Here is an 18,713-nt window from a genome sequence, read left to right on the forward strand (position 1 = left end):
ACTACCTTAGTTCTGCACCTAATTGATTTTCAAAGTTAGATTGAAGTTTACTCATAATTTTATCAATTTGAGTATCTGTAAGTGTCTTGTTTTCATCTTGTAATGTAAAACTAATAGCATAACTTTTTTTGCCCTTTGGTAAGTTTTTACCTTGATAAACATCAAATAAGTTAACAGTTTTAAGTAATTGTTTTTCAGTTTGTTTAGCTATTTTGTATATAGACTCAAATGTGATATTATCATCTAAAAGTAAAGCGAAATCACGTTTTACTTCAGGGTATTTAGCAATTGTTTTAAATGTAATTTTATTCCTTTTTACAATTTCTAATATAGCATCCCAATTAAAATCAGCAAACAATACCTCTTGAGAAATATCAAAATGCTTTAAAATAGATTTTTTAATTAAACCAAAATCAACAATCTTTGTTTTTCCTTGACATAAAGTTAATCCTTCGCTAAATAAATCATTATTTACTGGTGCTTCAAAATATCCAGTAACACCTAATCTATTAAGAATGGCAATAATGGAACCTTTCAAATAGAAAAAATCACTTTTTTTACTAATGTTAGACCAACTATCTTGCGATTGATTTCCTGTTGTGAATAGTGATAAATGCTTAAACTCTTCACGATTATCATTAAAATTATGATATGTTTTACCAAATTCAAAAAGTTTTAAATCAGTACGTTTTCTATTGATATTAAAAGAAACAGCCTCTAAGCCTGAAAACAATAAGGATTGCCTTAAAACTGATAAATCATTGCTCAAAGGATTTAAAATTGCAATGTTATGATTTTCTTTTATTTGTTCACTAAGTTCTATATATTCAGGCGTGGTTAACGAGTTTGATAAAATTTCAAAGTAACCTTGCGATGCTAATTGATTTCCTATAATATTTTGAATTTTATAATCTTCAAAACGAGATATTGTCGAAATAGATGCATTTAGTTTTTCAGTTGTTAAAATATTATTGTAACCGTATATACGTAAAATTTCTTCAATAATATCAGCTTCCCGATGTACATCATTTCTATAAGCTGGTACAGTTAAACCTAAACCAGTTTCAGTTACATTGTTAACTTTTATTTCTAAAGAAGTTAAAATACGTTTAATTGTTTCTTTAGGAATCTCTTCACCTATTAACTTTTTGGCATTCTCAAAACTCAATCTTACTTCAAAATCTTTAATTTTTGTTGTATAAATATCTATGATATCACTAGTTATTTCACCACCTGCAATTTCTTGAATAAGTAATGCTGCTCGTTTTAATGCATATTCAGTAATATTAGGATCTATACCCCTTTCAAACCTAAACGATGCATCTGTGTTTAAACCATGGCGTTTTGCCGATTTACGAATGCTAACAGGATTAAAGTAAGCACTTTCTAAAAAAATACTAGTTGTATTTTCAGTAACTCCAGAATGTATTCCTCCAAAAACACCTGCAATACACATAGGTTTTTCTGCATCACAAATCATTAAATCTTCTTCGTGTAATTCACGTTCAATACCATCAAGAGTCGTAAACTTTGTTCCAGATTTAAGAGTTTTAATTTCAACTTTATTGCCTGAGATTTTAACAGCATCAAAAGCATGTAATGGTTGTCCTAAATCATGTAAAACATAATTAGTAGCATCAACAATGTTGTTAATTGGGTTCAGTCCAATAGCTTTTAATCTGTTTTTGAGCCAAGTTGGAGATTCTTTTACTTTTAAACCAGAAATCGTAACACCGCAATAGCGAGGAGCTAAATCTTTATTAATAACATTAACATCAATTTTTAGCATTCGATTATCCACATGAAAGGCACTAACTGATGGTGTTATTAACTCTAAATTTATTTCTTTTTGAATCAATCCAGCTTTTAAATCTCTTGCAACACCTAAGTGACTCATAGCATCAGCTCTGTTTGGTGTTAAGCCAATTTCAAAAACCTGATCATTTTCAATTTCATAAATGTCAGCTAATAAAGTTCCAGCTTTTAAATCAGCATCTAATACTAAAATACCATCATGAGATTTACCGAGTCCTAATTCATCTTCGGCACAAATCATACCATGACTTTCTTGACCTCTAATTTTTCCTTTTTTAATAGTCCAAGATTCACCTTCAGCAGTAAATAAAACAGTTCCAATAGTTGCGACTGGTACTTTTTGTCCTGCTTCAACATTAGGTGCGCCACATACTATTTGTACAGGATCATCTCCACCAATATTAACGATAGTTAATTTTAATTTATCTGCATCTGGGTGTTTTATACACGTTAAAACTTCACCAACCACAACACCTTCTAGGGCGCCTTTAACAGATTGATAGGTATCTATACCTTCAACTTCAAGACCTAAATCTGTAAGTAATTCACTAGTTTGTTCTGGAGTCCAATCTGTTTTTAAAAATTGTTTTAGCCAATTGTATGAAATCTTCATAAATCATTATCCTTTATAAGTTCGCAAATATAAAATATTGCAGCTAGCATTCAAACAAAGCATTCTAAATTGTCATTTAAAAAGAATAATTTTGTTAGTATCTTGCCAGAAATTCGATTAATATATTTTAATAAGACTTTATGAAGCATATTTTTTTAGTTGTATTGTTTTTGGGACTATTTTCTTGTAAGTATGAAAATAAAATTACGTACTTGGAAAAAGGTAAGTTTAGAGCTGAATTAAAAGTGAATGATTCGCTTGATTTACCTTTTAATTTTGAAGTGTTTTCTGCAAACAAATTACTTGTTTTTAATGCTGAAGAAATCATTGAAGTTGATGATATAGTTTATAATAATGATTCTGTTTACATTAATATGCCTGTTTTTGATGGGTTTCTTGTAGCTAAAATTGAAGAAGGCAAACTAAACGGAAGTTTTATAACTCCTGGCTTGGATAGACATATGTTTTTTAAAGCTGAAAAAAATAACACCAGATTTGATATAGGTTTAAAGGCAAACTATGATCTTTCGGGTAATTGGGAAACCATATTTAGTCCAGAAAATAAAGATGACACCTATTTAGGTAAAGGTATTTTTAAGCAAAATGGCAACACAGTTACAGGTACTTTTAGAACTAATACCGGAGATTACAGGTTTTTAGAAGGCGTTTTAGATGGTAATCAATTACAATTATCTGCATTTGATGGTGCCCATGCTTTTTTATTTACAGCACAAGTAACCGATAGTACTATGGTTGGCAATTTTTTTTCTGGAACCCATTGGGAAGAACCTTTTATTTCTAAACGAAGTGATAATTTTGAATTACCAGATGCAAACGAACTTACATATTTAAAAGAAGGTTATGATAAAATTGAATTCTCATTTCCTGATGAAAATGGTAATATGGTTTCTCTAACAGATAATCGATTTAAAGATAAAGTTGTTTTGGTGCAAATTATGGGAACTTGGTGCCCAAATTGTTTAGATGAAAGCAAATATTATTCAGAGTATTTTAAGAATAACAAAAATAAAAATTTAGAGTTTATAGCTTTAGCTTTTGAGTACGTAAAAACTCAAGAAGCAGCATTTAAAAACATTCAACGTTTAAAAAATAAAACAGGAATAAGTTACCCAATATTATTGGCACAATTTGGATCAAATGATAAACAAGAAGCTAATGATAAGCTACCTATGTTAAATCATGTATTATCATACCCAACCAGTATTTTTATTGATAAAACTGGTAAAGTTAGAAAAATACACACAGGTTTTAACGGACCAGCCACAGGTAAAAAGTTTACTGAGTTTAAAAAAGATTTTGATGATTTTGTAAATAAATTATTAATTGAGTAATTTTTGATTTAAATGATTATAAGGGTGTTTTAGTTTAATTATATTAGACTAAAAAGAAGCTATTTTATATTAGATCAACATTTTGTATTTGAAGTTTTAAAAATCATAAATCTTCAAGTATCAAATTATAATCGTATTGTAAATCTTCATGTAAACTATTTATTATTTTTTTAGATAGAAGTAATTGACGATTATACATATTTTGTAATTGTGTACCACGGTTAATACTCGGTTTAAAATCTCTTAATTTTTCGCAAAAGTAGAGGAGAAGCTCCACTTCGCTTTCTTTTTTTTGAGAATATCGAATGTATTTTTTTACGTTTCTTAAAATTTTTTGAGTACTTTTTCTGATGTAGAAATAACTATCCGTATTAATTAATTCAAATTCTTCATCTATATACTTTTTTACACTGTCAATATAACCTGTTTCGTTATGAGATTCGAATAGTAAATAGGTAAGGAGCTCTTTATTTTCTTTTTTAAATCGTGATAAACGTAAACAAAGTTCTTGAATTTCTTGAGTAGAAAGTGTATCCAATTCTTTTTTAATTTCTCTTAAGGTTACAGCTTTCATTTTAAAATAGATTAGGGTATAAATATAAAAAAACCATTGCTCTAACAATGGTTTTGTATTTTTTATTGAAAATAAATTATCTCAATTTTGGATAATCAGAAGGGTTTACTTCACTCATAACATCATAGATAGCTTCAAATATATCTTCAGCAGATGGTTTAGAAAAGTAATCACCATCATTTCCGTATGCTGGTCTGTGAGCTTTTGCAGTTAATGTTTTCGGACTACTATCTAAGTATTGATAAGCGTTTTGAATGTTTATTATTTGATCTAGAATATAGGCAGATGCCCCACCTGGCACATCTTCATCTATAATGATTACTCGATTTGTTTTTGCAATACTTTTAACGATATCATGATTGATATCAAAAGGAATTAAAGACTGTGCATCAATAATTTCAATATCTATACCAATTGCTAAAAGCTCTTTACTAATTTGTTCTACAATTCTAAGTGTAGATCCATAAGATACTACCGTTATATCTGTACCTTCTTTTACAGTTTCAACAACGCCTATAGGTGTTTTAATATTATTTAAATTATTTGGCATTTTTTCTTTTAATCTGTAGCCATTTAAACACTCTACAACAATACCTGGATCATCTCCTTGTAAAAGTGTATTATAAAAACCAGCTGCTTTAGTCATGTTTCTGGGTACTAATAAATGAACACCTCTAACTAAGTTTAATATACCTCCCATTTGAGATCCAGAATGCCAAATACCTTCTAGCCTGTGGCCTCTGGTTCTAATAATTAAAGGTGCTTTTTGTTTTCCTTTAGTCCTGTAATGGGTAGTAGCCAGATCGTCACTAATTATTTGTAAAGCATAAAGGATATAATCTAAATACTGAATTTCCGCTATTGGTCTTAAACCACGTAATGCCATTCCAATACCTTGACCTATAATGGTGGCTTCACGAATACCAGTGTCAGCGACTCTTAGTTCTCCATACTTTTCTTGTAAACCTTCTAAACCTTGATTTACATCTCCAATATTACCTGTATCCTCTCCAAAAACTAAAGCCTCAGGATGATTACTAAAAATAGCATCAAAATTATCACGTAAAATAATTCTTCCATCAACTAATTCCGCTTCATCATTAAAGGTAGGTTTAACTTCTTTAACAAGCAAATTTGATCGTTCAGTTTCGCAATATAAATGCGAACTAAATTTGGGTTGAGCAGTTTCAAAAATTGTATTTATCCAATTGCTTAATTGGAACTTTTCATTAGAATCTTCTCCAATAGTATGTCTTAGTGCTTTTCTTGCATGTGATAAAAGATCTTTTCTAGTTACTTCTTGAATGGCTATTAAGCTTTCTTTTATTTTTTCAATAAAAACGCTATTAGCACTAACGTTTTCTAGTTGTTTAAGGATATATATTAGTTCTTGTTGCTCTTTTTTAATAGGTTTTAAAAACGTATTCCAAGCGTTATTTTTTGCATCCCTAACTTGACTTTTTGCAGTTCTTTCTATTTCTGTAAGTGCTTCATTTGTTGCGATACCACTTTCAATAATCCATTCACGCATTTTGGTGTTACAATCATGTTGTATTTCCCAATCCAAACGTTCTTGATTTTTGTAACGCTCATGAGAGCCAGATGTAGAATGTCCTTGAGGTTGAGTTAATTCTAATACATGAATTAAAACAGGCACGTGCTCTTCTCTTGCAATAGTGCTAGCTTCTTGATAAGTTTCAACAATATTGGCATAATCCCAACCTTTCACACGTAAAATCTCGTAGCCTTTATTGTCTTTATCTCGTTGAAAACCTTTAAGGATTTCAGAAATATTTTCTTTAGTTGTTTGATATTTTGCATGAACAGAAATACCATACTCATCATCCCAAACACTAATAATCATTGGTACTTGTAAAACACCTGCAGCATTAATAGTTTCAAAAAACAAACCTTCACTGGTACTGGCATTACCTATGGTACCCCATGCTACTTCGTTTCCATTTACAGAAAAATTGGCTTTATTAATACCTTCAACTTCTCTGAAGATTTTTGAAGCTTGTGCTAGACCTAATAAACGAGGCATTTGCCCAGCAGTAGGAGAGATGTCTGCACTAGAATTGTATTGTTTGGTTAAATCTTTCCAACTACCATTATCATTTAGACTATGCGTAACAAAATGCCCACCCATTTGGCGACCAGCAGACATTGGTTCATATTCAATATTAGTATTAGCATATAAACCAGCAAAAAACTGCTCTTTAGTTAACTCGCCAATAGCCATCATGAAAGTTTGATCTCTGTAATAACCAGACCTCCAATCACCTTTTAAAAAGGCTTTAGCCATAGCTAGTTGCGGAACTTCTTTTCCATCACCAAAAATTCCAAACTTTGCTTTTCCAGTTAATACTTCTCTACGTCCCAATAAACTACATTCTCTACTTTCAACCGCTATTTTATAGTCAGTTAAAACTTCTGTTTTAAAGTCTTCGAATGATAATTTATTTTCCAAATTGGTAATAGATTGCATTTAAGTATGCTTTAGCTCTTGCAAAAATAGCTAAAGTTTAGCTTATTTACAATAAATCAATACTGTTATTTGATGGTGAATATTTAAAAAATTAAATAAATAAATGATTTTTTTGATTTATATTCAGTAAAATTAATCAAAACTGACAATTATTCAAAATAAGCTTTAATACCATCGCCTTCTAAAAAGACCTAAAAGGGCTTGGGGATCAACAGTGAATTTGAATCTGATTTTTTGATCATAATTTGTTTGATCAATTTCCCAGCCTAAATTAGAATAAATAGGGAAGTAAATTTCAAAATAATCTGTAACTAAATCAATTCTAATACCAGAGTCATATACAAAGTTGGGAGAAAAAGATTTATTTTTTACTAAACCAACATCGCCATAAGCTAATATGTATTTCCAAACTGTTGTGCTGGTATTAAAAGTTGTCATCCATTGATTTGCAAATGGGGTTTCAAGTTTAGATTTAAAACCACCTTCTGCATCAATGTATTGTTGACTAAATATCCCTGAAGCTTCAGAACGTCCCAAATACGAATAATCAAATAAATAATCTGTAGGTCTGTCTAATGCAAAGCTAAAATAATTTGAGGTTGGATCTGTATTATTTTTTATAAAAGTACCAGCAAAGGCGCGTATATTTAATTGTCTGTTACTTTCAAATAGGCGTCTATATTCGTAATTAAATGATAGCTTACTGAATTTTGCTCCAATTTGAAAATCAGTGTACCATTTATTAAAATTTATCAAATTATCATTTGAATGTAAATAACGTGCGTTAAATACGCTATAATTTGGTTGATTTGAAGTTAAAATGTTATTGGCATCTTTATCTCTATTAATATCAATATATCTGAAATTTAATGATTTACGTTTATTAGAACGAAAATCGTTATCCTCTCTAAAGTTAAAAGTTAATGAAGGTGTAATTTTTCTTACAAATAAATTTTCAGCATAAGAAGAGTATCCTGCTGCAATACCATAATTTATAGAAAATAAATTATGGTTTTCCAAATAGTGTGTATTAGATACTGATGCTGAACCAGTTAATGATTTTGATTTAAAAGCATACCTAGGTTCAATCTTATAATTGAAAAGCCTTCTTAAAACCGTTTTATTATATACTCTAAAACCCAGTGTTAAACCATCATAAATATTATTAAATTCTGCCGTAGGCATAAAAAACACTTGACTATAATTAGGGTCTTCAATATCTTTTAAAAGTCTAAATTGAAGTGGTTTATTGTTAAAAAAGTAACCTTTTAAAGATTTCCAATTATCTCTTAAATTAATTTCTGGAATAACGCCGTTGTAATTTAAAACCAGTTTGTTAGCGCTTATTCTTGGGATTGTTATAGTTTTTATTTCGTCAATATTTTCTATCCAAATCTTCGATACTAAACTATCGTTATTAAAACTATACAATGAAACAGGCATGCTGTTATCGCGTTTATTTTTTATAGTTATGGTAATAGAATCTTCTGTTTTTTTAATTTTTTTAATCTTAAAATCTATCTTTTTTCTTGTTTTTAAATAATCTTCAAAAAACCAATCTATATTTTTATCAGTTTTAGACTTGATAAAATTCTCAAAATTTTCTGTAGAAGTTACTTTTAATTTGTTTTCATCAACAAACGACTCTAAGCTATTTTTAATAATATTACTATTAACAAAATCTTCTAAGTATTTAAATCCAATTCCAGCTTTATATTTGTTGGATATGTTGGCATTAAATTTCAACAATGAATCTTTATGCATTGTTAAAGGTTGGTCTCTGTTGGTTCTTGCCATAGACATGAAAGCCAAAATATACTTTTCATTAAACTTCATATCTGCTGCATGAAATGAACGCACACCCCATAAATCGGCAAAAGCACCTAAAAATTTCATATTTGGATAAAATTCATCAACATAATTCATTAAAAAATATATTTGAATGCCATCTAGCAGCCATTGTTCTTTTCTAGGATTTATTAGTAATGTATTTTCTAAATAATTCTGTAGTGCAATTTTTAAGAGTTTTAATTCGTATTGAAAATGATTAGGATAAGGTTTTAAAAAGCTTGGTAATAAATTTAATCCGTAAAGCGGATTTTTATCATAATCTATTTTAGTTAGTAGAAGTTTTTTATGGGGATATTTCCCGAAATTTTCAAAAATGTAATTAATAACTTTTTCAGTTATTATAACTTTTTCAATAAGTTCTATATTTTCATCATCTATATTTGAAATTAAAGAAAAATCATCTGTTTGTAACGTTTTGAAATCTGAAGTTTTACTTAAAAATAATTTAGTGCTTAATCTATCTTTTCCTTTTAACTTAACTACTTGTTTATTTGTTTCTTGTTTAGACTCGTCTATATCTAATTCTGAAGTTAAAGTATAACCTAATGGATACTCAATTTCTAGAGTAATATCCGATTTTGGAATAAATAAATCATCCAAATTTTTATTACTATAATATTGCCACTCACCATTATAAATAGTTGGGGTTATATACCAATATTTTAAGTTTAGATCGCCTTCATCAGTAAAACCATAACTCGTAAATTTGGAATTAGGTATTTGAACAATGTACTCCAAATGAATGGTATAATAGGCATCAGGTTTTAAAGGTTTATTAAGTATAACTTTGGTAATATCTGTTTGATTTTTTAATTCATTAAAAATTAATTCTTGATTGTTTTGTTTAATAGAAGTAATTACAGAATAACCTCTATCAATACTTTTAGCTAAATGAAAATCGTTTATATATTCATCGGCTATTCTTATGGCAAGCGGTGTTTTTTTTGATGAAAAGCTATTTGCCCAATTACTTAAATAGATGGTGTCCAAAACATGTTGTGATGAGTTTTGGTATTTTATTGTTTGTGAAATTTTAATTTGCTTATTATCAATATCAAAAACAGCTTTTAAGTCTATGTTATTTTGACCAAAGCTTTTAAAAAATAATATAGCTAATAAGGAAAAACTTAAAAGTTTAGATTTCAATTTATAATTTGAACATTAAATGGTTAATTTTTCATGAAAGACAGTGCAATATAATAAATAGTAAATCAAATATTTATAGCTAAATAAGTAATCTATTATGATTTGCTAAAAATTAGGACTTAATCCAGATTCTTTATAGAAAGCATCAAGTATTTGGATAACTTCATCTTCAGTATCTACTAAGTGAATAAGATCTAAATCCTTTGAACTAATATTTGAAAAAGAATCTAAAAGTGTAGTTTTTATCCAAGTCATCATACCTTCCCAAAAGTCTGTTCCTACTAATATAATAGGGAACTTTCCAATTTTATGAGTTTGTATGAGTGTTATGGCTTCGAAAAGTTCATCAAGGGTTCCAAAGCCACCTGGCATAACAACAAACCCCTGTGAGTACTTAACAAACATGACTTTTCTAACAAAAAAGTAGTCGAAATCTAAACTTTTATCATAATCAATATAAGGATTGTCATGTTGCTCGAAAGGTAATTCTATATTTAAGCCTACAGATGTTCCGCCACCTAAATGAGCGCCTTTATTTCCAGCTTCCATAATACCTGGACCACCACCGGTTATAACGCCATATCCAGCTTCAACTATTTTTTTTGCAATAGCTTCAGCCAATTTGTAATATTTATGTTCTGGTTTTGTTCGAGCGGACCCAAAAATAGAAACACAAGGTCCTATTTTACTCATTTTTTCAAAACCATTAACAAATTCGCCCATGATTTTAAAAATGGCCCAGGAATCATTAGTCTTTATCTCGTTCCAGCTTTTATGATGTTTTTCTTTTCTCATAGTCAATATTTTTACTAATTTAATTCTTTTTTAAGGAATTTAGCAGTGTAACTTTTTTTGTGTTTTGCAATCTCTTCTGGAGTACCTTCAACTATTACTTGTCCGCCACCTTTTCCACCCTCATACCCAATATCAATAATATGATCAACGGTTTTAATAACATCTAAATTGTGTTCAATAATTAATACCGTATTTCCTTTGTTAGCTAATTTGTTTAAAACAATCATTAAAACACGAATATCTTCAAAATGTAATCCAGTAGTGGGCTCATCTAAAATATAAAAAGTGTTACCGGTATCTCTTTTTGAAAGTTCAGTTGCTAGTTTTATACGTTGTGCTTCTCCACCAGAAAGTGTTGTACTTTGTTGGCCTAACGTTATATATCCTAAACCTACATCTTTAATTGTTTTTAATTTATTATGAATTTTAGGAATATTTTCGAAGAAAGGAACCGCGTCATCAATTGTCATATTTAAAACATCACTTATACTTTTTCCTTTGTAACGAATTTCTAGAGTTTCACGGTTAAAACGTTTGCCTTGACAGGTTTCACATTCCACATAAACATCGGGAAGAAAATTCATTTCTATTAGCCTTAAACCTCCACCTTGACAGGTTTCACAACGCCCACCTTTTACATTAAAACTAAATCGTCCTGCCTTATAACCCCTAATCATGGCTTCTGGTATTTTAGCAAATAAACTTCTTATTTCATCAAAAGTTTTGGTATAAGTTGCAGGGTTACTTCGTGGAGTTCTACCAATTGGTGATTGATTTATATCTATTACTTTATCAATATACTCTAAACCTGAAATGCTTTTGTAAGACATTGGTTTTTTTACACCATTGAAGTAATAGGCATTTAAGATAGGGTATAAGGTTTCATTAATAAGCGTTGATTTTCCGCTACCAGATACGCCAGTTATACCTATCATTTTACCAAGAGGGAATTTTACTGAAACATTTTTTAAATTATTACCAGTACAGCCTTTAAGTTCTAAAAAATGACCGTTACCTTCACGACGCTTTTTGGGTACTTCTATTTCCTTTTTTCCGTTAAGGTAGTCGGCAGTTAATGTGTTATGAGTTTTAAGCTCTTCTGGGGTGCCTATACTTATAATTTCACCACCATGTTTTCCGGCTTTTGGTCCAATATCAATAACATAATCTGCGCGTTCAATCATGTCTTTATCATGTTCTACTACAATGACAGAATTACCAATATCTCGAAGTGAAACTAGGGAGTTTATAAGTTTTTCATTATCGCGCTGATGTAAACCAATACTAGGTTCGTCTAAAATATAAAGCACACCAACTAATTGGGAGCCTATTTGTGTTGCTAAACGAATTCGTTGTGCTTCACCACCAGATAAGGATTTAGAACTTCGGTTTAATGACAAATAATCTAAACCAACATCGAGTAAAAATTGCAGTCTTGATTTTATTTCTTTTAAAACTTCTTCTGCAATTTTAATTTGTTTTTCTGAAAGATGGTTTTCTAAATCTTTAAACCATTTTAATAATTCAACAACATCTGTATTTGCAAGTTCTGCTATATTTTTATTATTTATTTTGAAATAAAGAGATTCTTTTCTTAATCTAGAGCCTTCACAAACGGGACATTCAATCTTATCCATGTAGTCTTTAGCCCAACGCTTTAGAGAGTTAGTCTCAGCGGTATTGTATTGGTTTTCAATAAAATTAGCAACACCTTCAAAATCTATTTTATAATCCCTAGTAACGCCTAAAGTTTTACTTTCAACTGAAAATTTTTCATTGCCACCATACAAAATCACCTGTTTTGCTTGTTCAGGAATATCTTTATAAGCATCAGTTAATTTGAAATTGAAGCGTTGTGCTATAGTTTCAAATTGTTTGAAAATCCAACTATTTTTTTCAGGTCCATGAGGTGCGATTGCACCAGCTTTTATTGAAACGGAATCATCTGGAATAATTTTTTTCTCATTTACTTGGTATAAACTACCAATGCCGTTACAGTTACTACAAGCACCTTTTGGAGAGTTGAATGAAAAATTATTAGGCTCTGGATTTGGATAAGAAATACCCGAACTAGGACACATTAAACTTCTACTAAAATATCTTATTTCTTTGCTGTCTTGATCTATTACCAAAAGCACATCTTCGCCATGATACATGGCTGTATTGATGGTTTCTGTTAGGCGTTTATCATTATCAACCGAATCATCAATTTTAAGTCTATCAATTACAATTTCTATATCATGAGTTTTGTAACGATCTAGCTTCATGCCTTTTGTAATATCTACAATCTCACCATCAGTTCTTACTTTTATAAAACCTTGTTTTGCAATTTGCTCAAATAATTCTCTGTAATGTCCCTTACGAGAACGTACAACTGGTGCTAAAACGTTAATACGTTTGTCTTTAAAATCAGTAGTAATAAGCTCTTTAATTTGCTCATCACTATAGCTAATCATTTTTTCTCCAGTATTAAAACTATAAGCATCACTGGCACGCGCAAAAAGCAAACGTAAAAAATCGTAGATTTCTGTAATGGTACCTACTGTTGAACGAGGCGATTTACTGGTTGTTTTTTGCTCAATGGCAATTACCGGAGATAAGCCATCAATTTTATCCACATCGGGTCGTTCCAAACCACCTAAAAATTGACGCGCATATGCTGAAAATGTTTCAATATAACGACGTTGTCCTTCAGCATAAATAGTATCAAATGCCAATGACGATTTCCCGCTACCAGATAACCCTGTAATAACCACAAGTTTTTCACGAGGAATTGATACATCAATGTTTTTAAGATTGTGAACACGCGCACCTTTTACTTCAATAAAATCATCAAATTGGCTCATAAAATTGCAAAAGTGCAAAGGTACAATTTTAGATGTTAAAGTCGTGTGAAGATTTCTTTTAGATTTATTATTATTGCATGAGAAATCAATCATTTTAGAATTAATAAAACGAATAAAAAAGAAAAATAAATTTTTATGAAATTACTAGGAATTGGCTCAAGAATAAACCATGCAGAATATGGGAAAGGTGTTGTAACTAATTTAACCTCAAAACATTATTGGGTGACTTTTATTGAAAATGGTTTAGAAACTATTGATTTAGATAGCAATTTTGAAATTATTGAGGCTGCCGATGGCGATGTTGATAGTGTTAGTTTTTTTGATATTGAAAGTAGTTTAGCTAGCATTTTAAAAAAATGGAGTGATGTAAGTGAAGTTGTTCCTATTGCTGATAAGTATAAAGGAGGTAAATTAATTTTAGAGCCTGCCGATACAAGTATGAAATCTTATGAATTACCTATTGATACATTTTTTCACAAAATAACCATGGTTAGAGATAGATTACGTGTTATGGAACAACGCGTAAATTCTAGTGATTTAGATGAACAGAGTAAAATTGATTTACAACAGTATATTACAAGAATTTATGGTAGTTTAACTAGTTTTAATATCCTTTTTAAATCTGATAGCCATCGTTTTGTGGGACATAAGAGTAAATAAGTTATTTGCTTGTTTTAATAGCATCAATTTCTAAACCTAAAACCAAAAGTTTGTGTAATGTTGGTAACTTTGCTTCAGTTTCTGTAGTTGTCCAATGGTTCCAAGAAGCTTCTAATCCATCAATAGGCAAAATGGAAGTCCACATTTTAAAAGCCTTTGGTGAGCCATCTTCATTAAGTAACCATAAGTAAGAATCTCCTGGGGTTGAACCGCCACTGGTATAGGTTACTAATAAAGCTTCTTTATTATTTTCCGTTTTAACCAACCTGCGCTCTACACCAGTATCAAATACTTTATAAGGTGCAATAAGCCAAAAAGAGTCGTTATTAAAATATTCGCGGGCTTGTTTTATTAAACCGTCAGCAAGTTCACTTTCGTTAATAAAACTATGGATATATACTTTGCTTTTAGAATTATCGTTTAAATTTAAAGATACTTTATAATCTTTCCAGTAAACATCACATATATTCTTTTTTTTATCCCAGTTATAATGATGTCTTTTTTTGAAAGTCCATTCAATATAATTCGTGTTTTTATAGGCTTCAAAATCAAGTGCATCAAGCATTTTGTTAGCTAAAGCATCCGCTTTTTCACCTTGCACACCGAGTGGTAAGGCTTCGTTATATTTAAAGTATAAAAATCCAAAAAACAATAAACTTGGTAACGTTAAAAATACCAGTATACCAGTTACTATTTTTAGTATTTTTTTTATTTTTTTTGACATAAAATCTTCTGTTTAGTTTATAACTAAAATCTAAAGTATTAAATACTATTGAGTTGCAAAAAAAAAACTTTTAAAAACCGACCGCAGTATCGTCACCTCGATGATCTGCTCCACCTTCATAAGACTTATCATTTAAAACTAGTATTCCATCGACCTTACCAATTACACGAGAATCTTTTTCATTAATAAAATAACCAAGTTTTTTAAGTTCGTTTATTGCTGATTCATCAAATAAATTTGGTTCCATTCTAATTTCATCTGGTAACCATTGATGATGAAAACGAGGTGCGTTAACAGCTTCTTGCATACCCATTTTAAAAGCATATACATTTAATATAGTTTGTAAAACCGAGGTTATAATGGTTGAACCTCCAGGTGTGCCAACAGACATGTAAAGCTTTCCATTTTTCTCAACAATAGTAGGCGTCATCGAAGATAACATACGTTTTTCTGGTGCAATACTGTTGGCCTCAGCTCCAATAAGACCAAACATATTAGGCTCTCCTGTTTTACTACTAAAATCATCCATTTCATTATTTAAAAAGAAACCGAGTTCTGAACAATACAATTTTGAACCATAAGCACCATTTAAAGTTGTGGTTGCAGATATAGCATTACCAAATTGATCTACAATAGAGTAGTGTGTGGTTTCATCACTTTCAATAACTTGCACATTGCCATGAGATACATCCTTTGAAAGGGTCGCTTTTTCAAAGGAAAAATCAGACATTCGTTCATTTAAATAAAAATTGCTAATTAGTTTATCCAAAGGGATTTCAACAAAATCCGGATCACCTAAATAAAAACTTCTATCTGCATAAGCGCGTCGTTCAGCTTCTGTGATGATTTGGATGGCTTTTAATGAGTTGTGATTATATTGAGAAATATTATAAGGTTCTATCATTTTCATTATTTGAGCCAAGCAAACACCACCACTTGAAGGTGGAGACATTGAAATGATTTTTAAATCCTCAAAGGTAAATGTTATGGGATCCCGCCATTTGGCATTATATTTAGACAAATCTTCTTCGGTTATAATACCACCATTATCTTTAATAAATCTAGCTAATATTTTAGCGGTTTCTCCTTTATAAAATTCATCTTTACCATTTTTTAAAATCCGTTCTAAAGTTTTAGCAAGGGCAGGGTATTTTATAGTATCATTAGTTTTCCAATGTTTATTAAATAGTGTAGCTTCTTTATTTGCTTTTAGGAATTGAGGTTGATACTCTTTAATGCGTTTTTCTTGTTTTTCTGTAACTACAATGCCTTTATAGGCTAAATTAATAACTGGAGTTAAAATATCTTCAATAGGCAGCCAACCCAGTTTTTCATGCACAGCAAATACGCCAGCAATCGTACCTGGAATACCAACAGCCATGGCGCCAAGGGTACTTTTACCTGGTATTACATTGCTGTTTTTATCTAAAAACATATTTTTTGTTGATGCTAGAGGTGCTTTTTCTCTATAATCAATACCTCCAATATCCCCATTTGCCATTCTATAAACCATAAAACCACCACCACCAATATTTCCAGCATAAGGATATGCGACAGCTAAGGCTAGTTCAGTTGCAACCATAGCATCAAATGCATTGCCGCCTTTTTTTAGTATATCAATCCCAATTTGCGAGGCTTCAGCTCGCGCAGAAACTACCATCGCATTTTTAGAAACTAAACCTACCTGTGGTTCTTTTTTTTTAATTATTAGGGGTTCTTTTTTACAAGAAATGAAACATGCTATGAACAATAAGGAATAGGTGAATTTCTTCATGATTTACTGGTCAGTTCTTTTAATTTTTTTTTTGAAAATGCTCTTAATTCATCAAAAAATAAGGTGAATTCAATTTCAAATTCATTATAAAATGTTTCTAATTCTATAACAGCTTTATTCATGCCAGATCGATTTTTGGTTCTTCTATTCATTCCATCTAAAATTTTTGAAATCCCGTTTATAGATGCATAACTTAACAACCAATTATCTGCTAACATAAAGGGCATCATTTTTTGTATCCTTGAAGGAAGTATATCAAAGTGCGCTTCAAGAGAATCATAAAAAGATTCTACAAAAACACTAAGAGGAATATCGCTATAATTTTTCCAATTTTTAGCTAAAAAATGGTCATACAAAATATCTACTATAATGCCAGAATAATGGCCATATTTCTCATGTAACCTTTTAGTACTGAGTCTTACTGTTTTGTGCGCATCTGTATAACTATCAATGTGTCTATGAAGTAAAATACCTATTTGTATATCTTTTGGGTATTTATTGTAACTTTTTCCTTTAATACCATCTGCAATAAAATTACCAATTGTTATTAAAGGATCATCACCAGATAGATAAATATGGGCCAAGTAATTCATTTGTGAAATTTACGAATTCTGATTTAACAAACCGATTTTGAAATACTATATTTGTTTTTCTAAATTTAAAATAAAGTATGACACTTATAAAATCAATTTCAGGAATACGAGGTACTATTGGTGGAAAAGTAGGAGAAAACTTAACGCCAATAGATGCTGTAAAATTCGCATCGGCTTATGGTGTTTGGTTAAAACAACAGCGAGATAAAGAGCACTATAAAGTTGTAGTAGGAAGAGATGCACGTATTTCTGGGCAAATGATACAAAATTTAGTAATGAATACGTTAGTTGGTTTAGGAATTCATATAGTAGATATAGGTTTATCAACAACACCAACTGTAGAAGTTGCTGTGCCTTTAGAGCATGCTGATGGTGGTATAATTTTAACAGCAAGTCATAATACAAAACAATGGAATGCGTTAAAATTATTAAACGCAAAAGGTGAGTTTATAGATAATTTTGAAGGCGCTAAAATTTTAGAAATTGCAGAAAGCGATAACATGATTTTTTCTGATGTGGATAACTTAGGTAAAATAACCAAAAATAAAGCTTATATAGATTTGCATATTATAGAAGTTTTAGATCTAGATTTAGTAACAGTAAATGCTATTGAAGAAGCCCGATTTAAAGTGGTTGTAGATGGTGTAAACTCCACAGGAGGTATAGCAATTCCTTTACTTTTAGAACGTTTAGGTGTAGATGTTGTAAAACTATATTGTGAGCCAAACGGACATTTCCCTCATAATCCAGAACCTTTAAAAGAGCATTTAGGAGATTTATCTGAAGCTGTTAAAAAACATAATGCAGATTTCGGTATTGTAGTAGATCCAGATGTAGATCGTTTAGCTTTTATGGACGAAAATGGCGAGATGTTTGGGGAGGAATATACTCTTGTAGCCTGCGCAGATTATGTACTTAGTAAAACTCCAGGAAACACGGTGAGCAATATGAGCTCGACTAGAGCCTTGAGAGATGTTACAGAAAAATATGGCGGCTTTTATGAAGCTAGTGCTGTTGGAGAGGTAAATGTGGTTAAACTCATGAAAAAAAATAAAGTGGTTATTGGTGGCGAAGGTAATGGAGGTATTATTTATCCAGAGGCTCATTATGGAAGAGATGCCTTAGTAGGAGTAGCTTTATTTTTAAGTTTATTGGCAGACAGAAAAATGTCTGTAAGCCAACTCAGAAAAACCTACCCAAATTATTTTATGAGTAAAAAGAAAATAGAATTAACGCCTGGTTTGGATGTAGATCGTATTTTGAAAACAATAGAAAACAGCTATAACATAGAACAACTTACAACTATTGATGGCGTAAAAATAGACTTTACAGAAAGTTGGGTACACTTACGAAAAAGCAACACAGAGCCTATTATAAGAATTTATACCGAAGCAAAATCGCAAAAAGAAGCTGATGCTTTAGCTGATAAATTTATTGCTGAAATTGGAGAGATTGCAAACAGTTGAGACCTTGTGGATAGTT

The 18,713-nt window shown here is 30.5% G+C and carries 12 protein-coding genes; 3 read left to right on the forward strand and 9 right to left on the reverse strand.

Translation table 11 applies throughout. The features are described 5' to 3' along the window. Nucleotide 1 precedes the first annotated feature (1 nt). The gene (gene pheT, locus AC1XJX_RS11120; RefSeq protein ID WP_482004057.1) at nucleotides 2-2,428 is read right to left on the reverse strand and encodes a phenylalanine--tRNA ligase subunit beta; all 2,427 of its coding nucleotides are present in this window, start codon (nucleotides 2,426-2,428) and stop codon (nucleotides 2-4) included. A 140-nt stretch (nucleotides 2,429-2,568) separates the two neighbouring features. On the opposite strand from pheT, the gene AC1XJX_RS11125 reads away from it, so the two are divergent. Further along, a complete protein-coding gene (locus AC1XJX_RS11125) occupies nucleotides 2,569-3,780 on the forward strand; it encodes a peroxiredoxin family protein (protein ID WP_482004058.1) in 1,212 nt (403 codons plus the stop codon). A 103-nt stretch (nucleotides 3,781-3,883) separates the two neighbouring features. On the opposite strand, the gene AC1XJX_RS11130 is transcribed toward AC1XJX_RS11125, so the two are convergent. From AC1XJX_RS11130 to uvrA, 5 genes are all read right to left on the reverse strand, one after another. Continuing rightward, nucleotides 3,884-4,354, reverse strand: coding sequence for a hypothetical protein (locus AC1XJX_RS11130; protein WP_482004059.1), 471 nt, complete (start codon nucleotides 4,352-4,354; stop codon nucleotides 3,884-3,886). Between the two features lie 76 nt (nucleotides 4,355-4,430). Continuing rightward, on the reverse strand, nucleotides 4,431-6,842 hold the full coding sequence (locus tag AC1XJX_RS11135; RefSeq protein WP_482004060.1) for an alpha-ketoacid dehydrogenase subunit alpha/beta: 2,412 nt from the start codon (nucleotides 6,840-6,842) through the stop codon (nucleotides 4,431-4,433). Between the two features lie 165 nt (nucleotides 6,843-7,007). After that, entirely contained in the window at nucleotides 7,008-9,839 is a 2,832-nt protein-coding gene (locus AC1XJX_RS11140; protein ID WP_482004061.1) for a gluzincin family metallopeptidase, read from the reverse strand. Nucleotides 9,840-9,944: 105 nt separating this feature from the next. Further along, a complete protein-coding gene (locus AC1XJX_RS11145; protein WP_482004062.1) occupies nucleotides 9,945-10,634 on the reverse strand; it encodes an LOG family protein in 690 nt (229 codons plus the stop codon). Between the two features lie 14 nt (nucleotides 10,635-10,648). Next, nucleotides 10,649-13,480 (reverse strand): excinuclease ABC subunit UvrA, encoded by a 2,832-nt coding sequence (gene uvrA, locus AC1XJX_RS11150; protein ID WP_482004063.1) that lies wholly within the window; start codon nucleotides 13,478-13,480, stop codon nucleotides 10,649-10,651. Between the two features lie 135 nt (nucleotides 13,481-13,615). Between uvrA and AC1XJX_RS11155 the strand changes: the two genes are divergently transcribed. Next, nucleotides 13,616-14,140 carry a hypothetical protein gene (locus tag AC1XJX_RS11155; RefSeq protein ID WP_482004064.1) on the forward strand — a complete coding sequence of 175 codons (525 nt, stop codon included), beginning with the start codon at nucleotides 13,616-13,618 and terminating at the stop codon, nucleotides 14,138-14,140. Between the two features lies 1 nt (nucleotide 14,141). Here the strand turns inward: AC1XJX_RS11155 and AC1XJX_RS11160 are convergent, their stop codons facing one another. The 3 genes from AC1XJX_RS11160 to AC1XJX_RS11170 all read right to left on the reverse strand — a co-directional run bounded on the left by AC1XJX_RS11160 (nucleotide 14,142) and on the right by AC1XJX_RS11170 (nucleotide 17,231). Next, nucleotides 14,142-14,864: a hypothetical protein gene (locus AC1XJX_RS11160; protein WP_482004065.1), complete on the reverse strand. Its 723-nt coding sequence runs from the start codon at nucleotides 14,862-14,864 to the stop codon at nucleotides 14,142-14,144. Nucleotides 14,865-14,934: 70 nt separating this feature from the next. Next, entirely contained in the window at nucleotides 14,935-16,638 is a 1,704-nt protein-coding gene (gene ggt, locus AC1XJX_RS11165) for a gamma-glutamyltransferase (protein ID WP_482004066.1), read from the reverse strand. Then, nucleotides 16,635-17,231 (reverse strand): acyl carrier protein phosphodiesterase, encoded by a 597-nt coding sequence (locus AC1XJX_RS11170; RefSeq protein WP_482004067.1) that lies wholly within the window; start codon nucleotides 17,229-17,231, stop codon nucleotides 16,635-16,637. The genes ggt and AC1XJX_RS11170 overlap by 4 nt, the downstream gene beginning before the upstream one ends. A 77-nt stretch (nucleotides 17,232-17,308) precedes the next feature. Between AC1XJX_RS11170 and glmM the strand changes: the two genes are divergently transcribed. Continuing rightward, nucleotides 17,309-18,697: a phosphoglucosamine mutase gene (gene glmM, locus AC1XJX_RS11175; protein WP_482004068.1), complete on the forward strand. Its 1,389-nt coding sequence runs from the start codon at nucleotides 17,309-17,311 to the stop codon at nucleotides 18,695-18,697. Nucleotides 18,698-18,713 lie beyond the last annotated feature (16 nt).

It is taken from the genome of Flaviramulus sp. (assembly GCF_982512915.1).

What these genes read in the sequence shown, in the direction of transcription:
- AC1XJX_RS11130 (WP_482004059.1), bottom strand. Translation starts at nt 4,354, where the DNA reads ATGAAAGCTGTAACCTTAAGAGAAATTAAAAAAGAATTGGATACACTT.
- AC1XJX_RS11160 (WP_482004065.1), bottom strand. Translation starts at nt 14,864, where the DNA reads ATGTCAAAAAAAATAAAAAAAATACTAAAAATAGTAACTGGTATACTG.
- AC1XJX_RS11125 (WP_482004058.1), top strand. Translation starts at nt 2,569, where the DNA reads ATGAAGCATATTTTTTTAGTTGTATTGTTTTTGGGACTATTTTCTTGT.
- AC1XJX_RS11170 (WP_482004067.1), bottom strand. Translation starts at nt 17,231, where the DNA reads ATGAATTACTTGGCCCATATTTATCTATCTGGTGATGATCCTTTAATA.
- AC1XJX_RS11155 (WP_482004064.1), top strand. Translation starts at nt 13,616, where the DNA reads ATGAAATTACTAGGAATTGGCTCAAGAATAAACCATGCAGAATATGGG.
- AC1XJX_RS11135 (WP_482004060.1), bottom strand. Translation starts at nt 6,842, where the DNA reads ATGCAATCTATTACCAATTTGGAAAATAAATTATCATTCGAAGACTTT.
- pheT (WP_482004057.1), bottom strand. Translation starts at nt 2,428, where the DNA reads ATGAAGATTTCATACAATTGGCTAAAACAATTTTTAAAAACAGATTGG.
- ggt (WP_482004066.1), bottom strand. Translation starts at nt 16,638, where the DNA reads ATGAAGAAATTCACCTATTCCTTATTGTTCATAGCATGTTTCATTTCT.
- uvrA (WP_482004063.1), bottom strand. Translation starts at nt 13,480, where the DNA reads ATGAGCCAATTTGATGATTTTATTGAAGTAAAAGGTGCGCGTGTTCAC.
- glmM (WP_482004068.1), top strand. Translation starts at nt 17,309, where the DNA reads ATGACACTTATAAAATCAATTTCAGGAATACGAGGTACTATTGGTGGA.
- AC1XJX_RS11145 (WP_482004062.1), bottom strand. Translation starts at nt 10,634, where the DNA reads ATGAGAAAAGAAAAACATCATAAAAGCTGGAACGAGATAAAGACTAAT.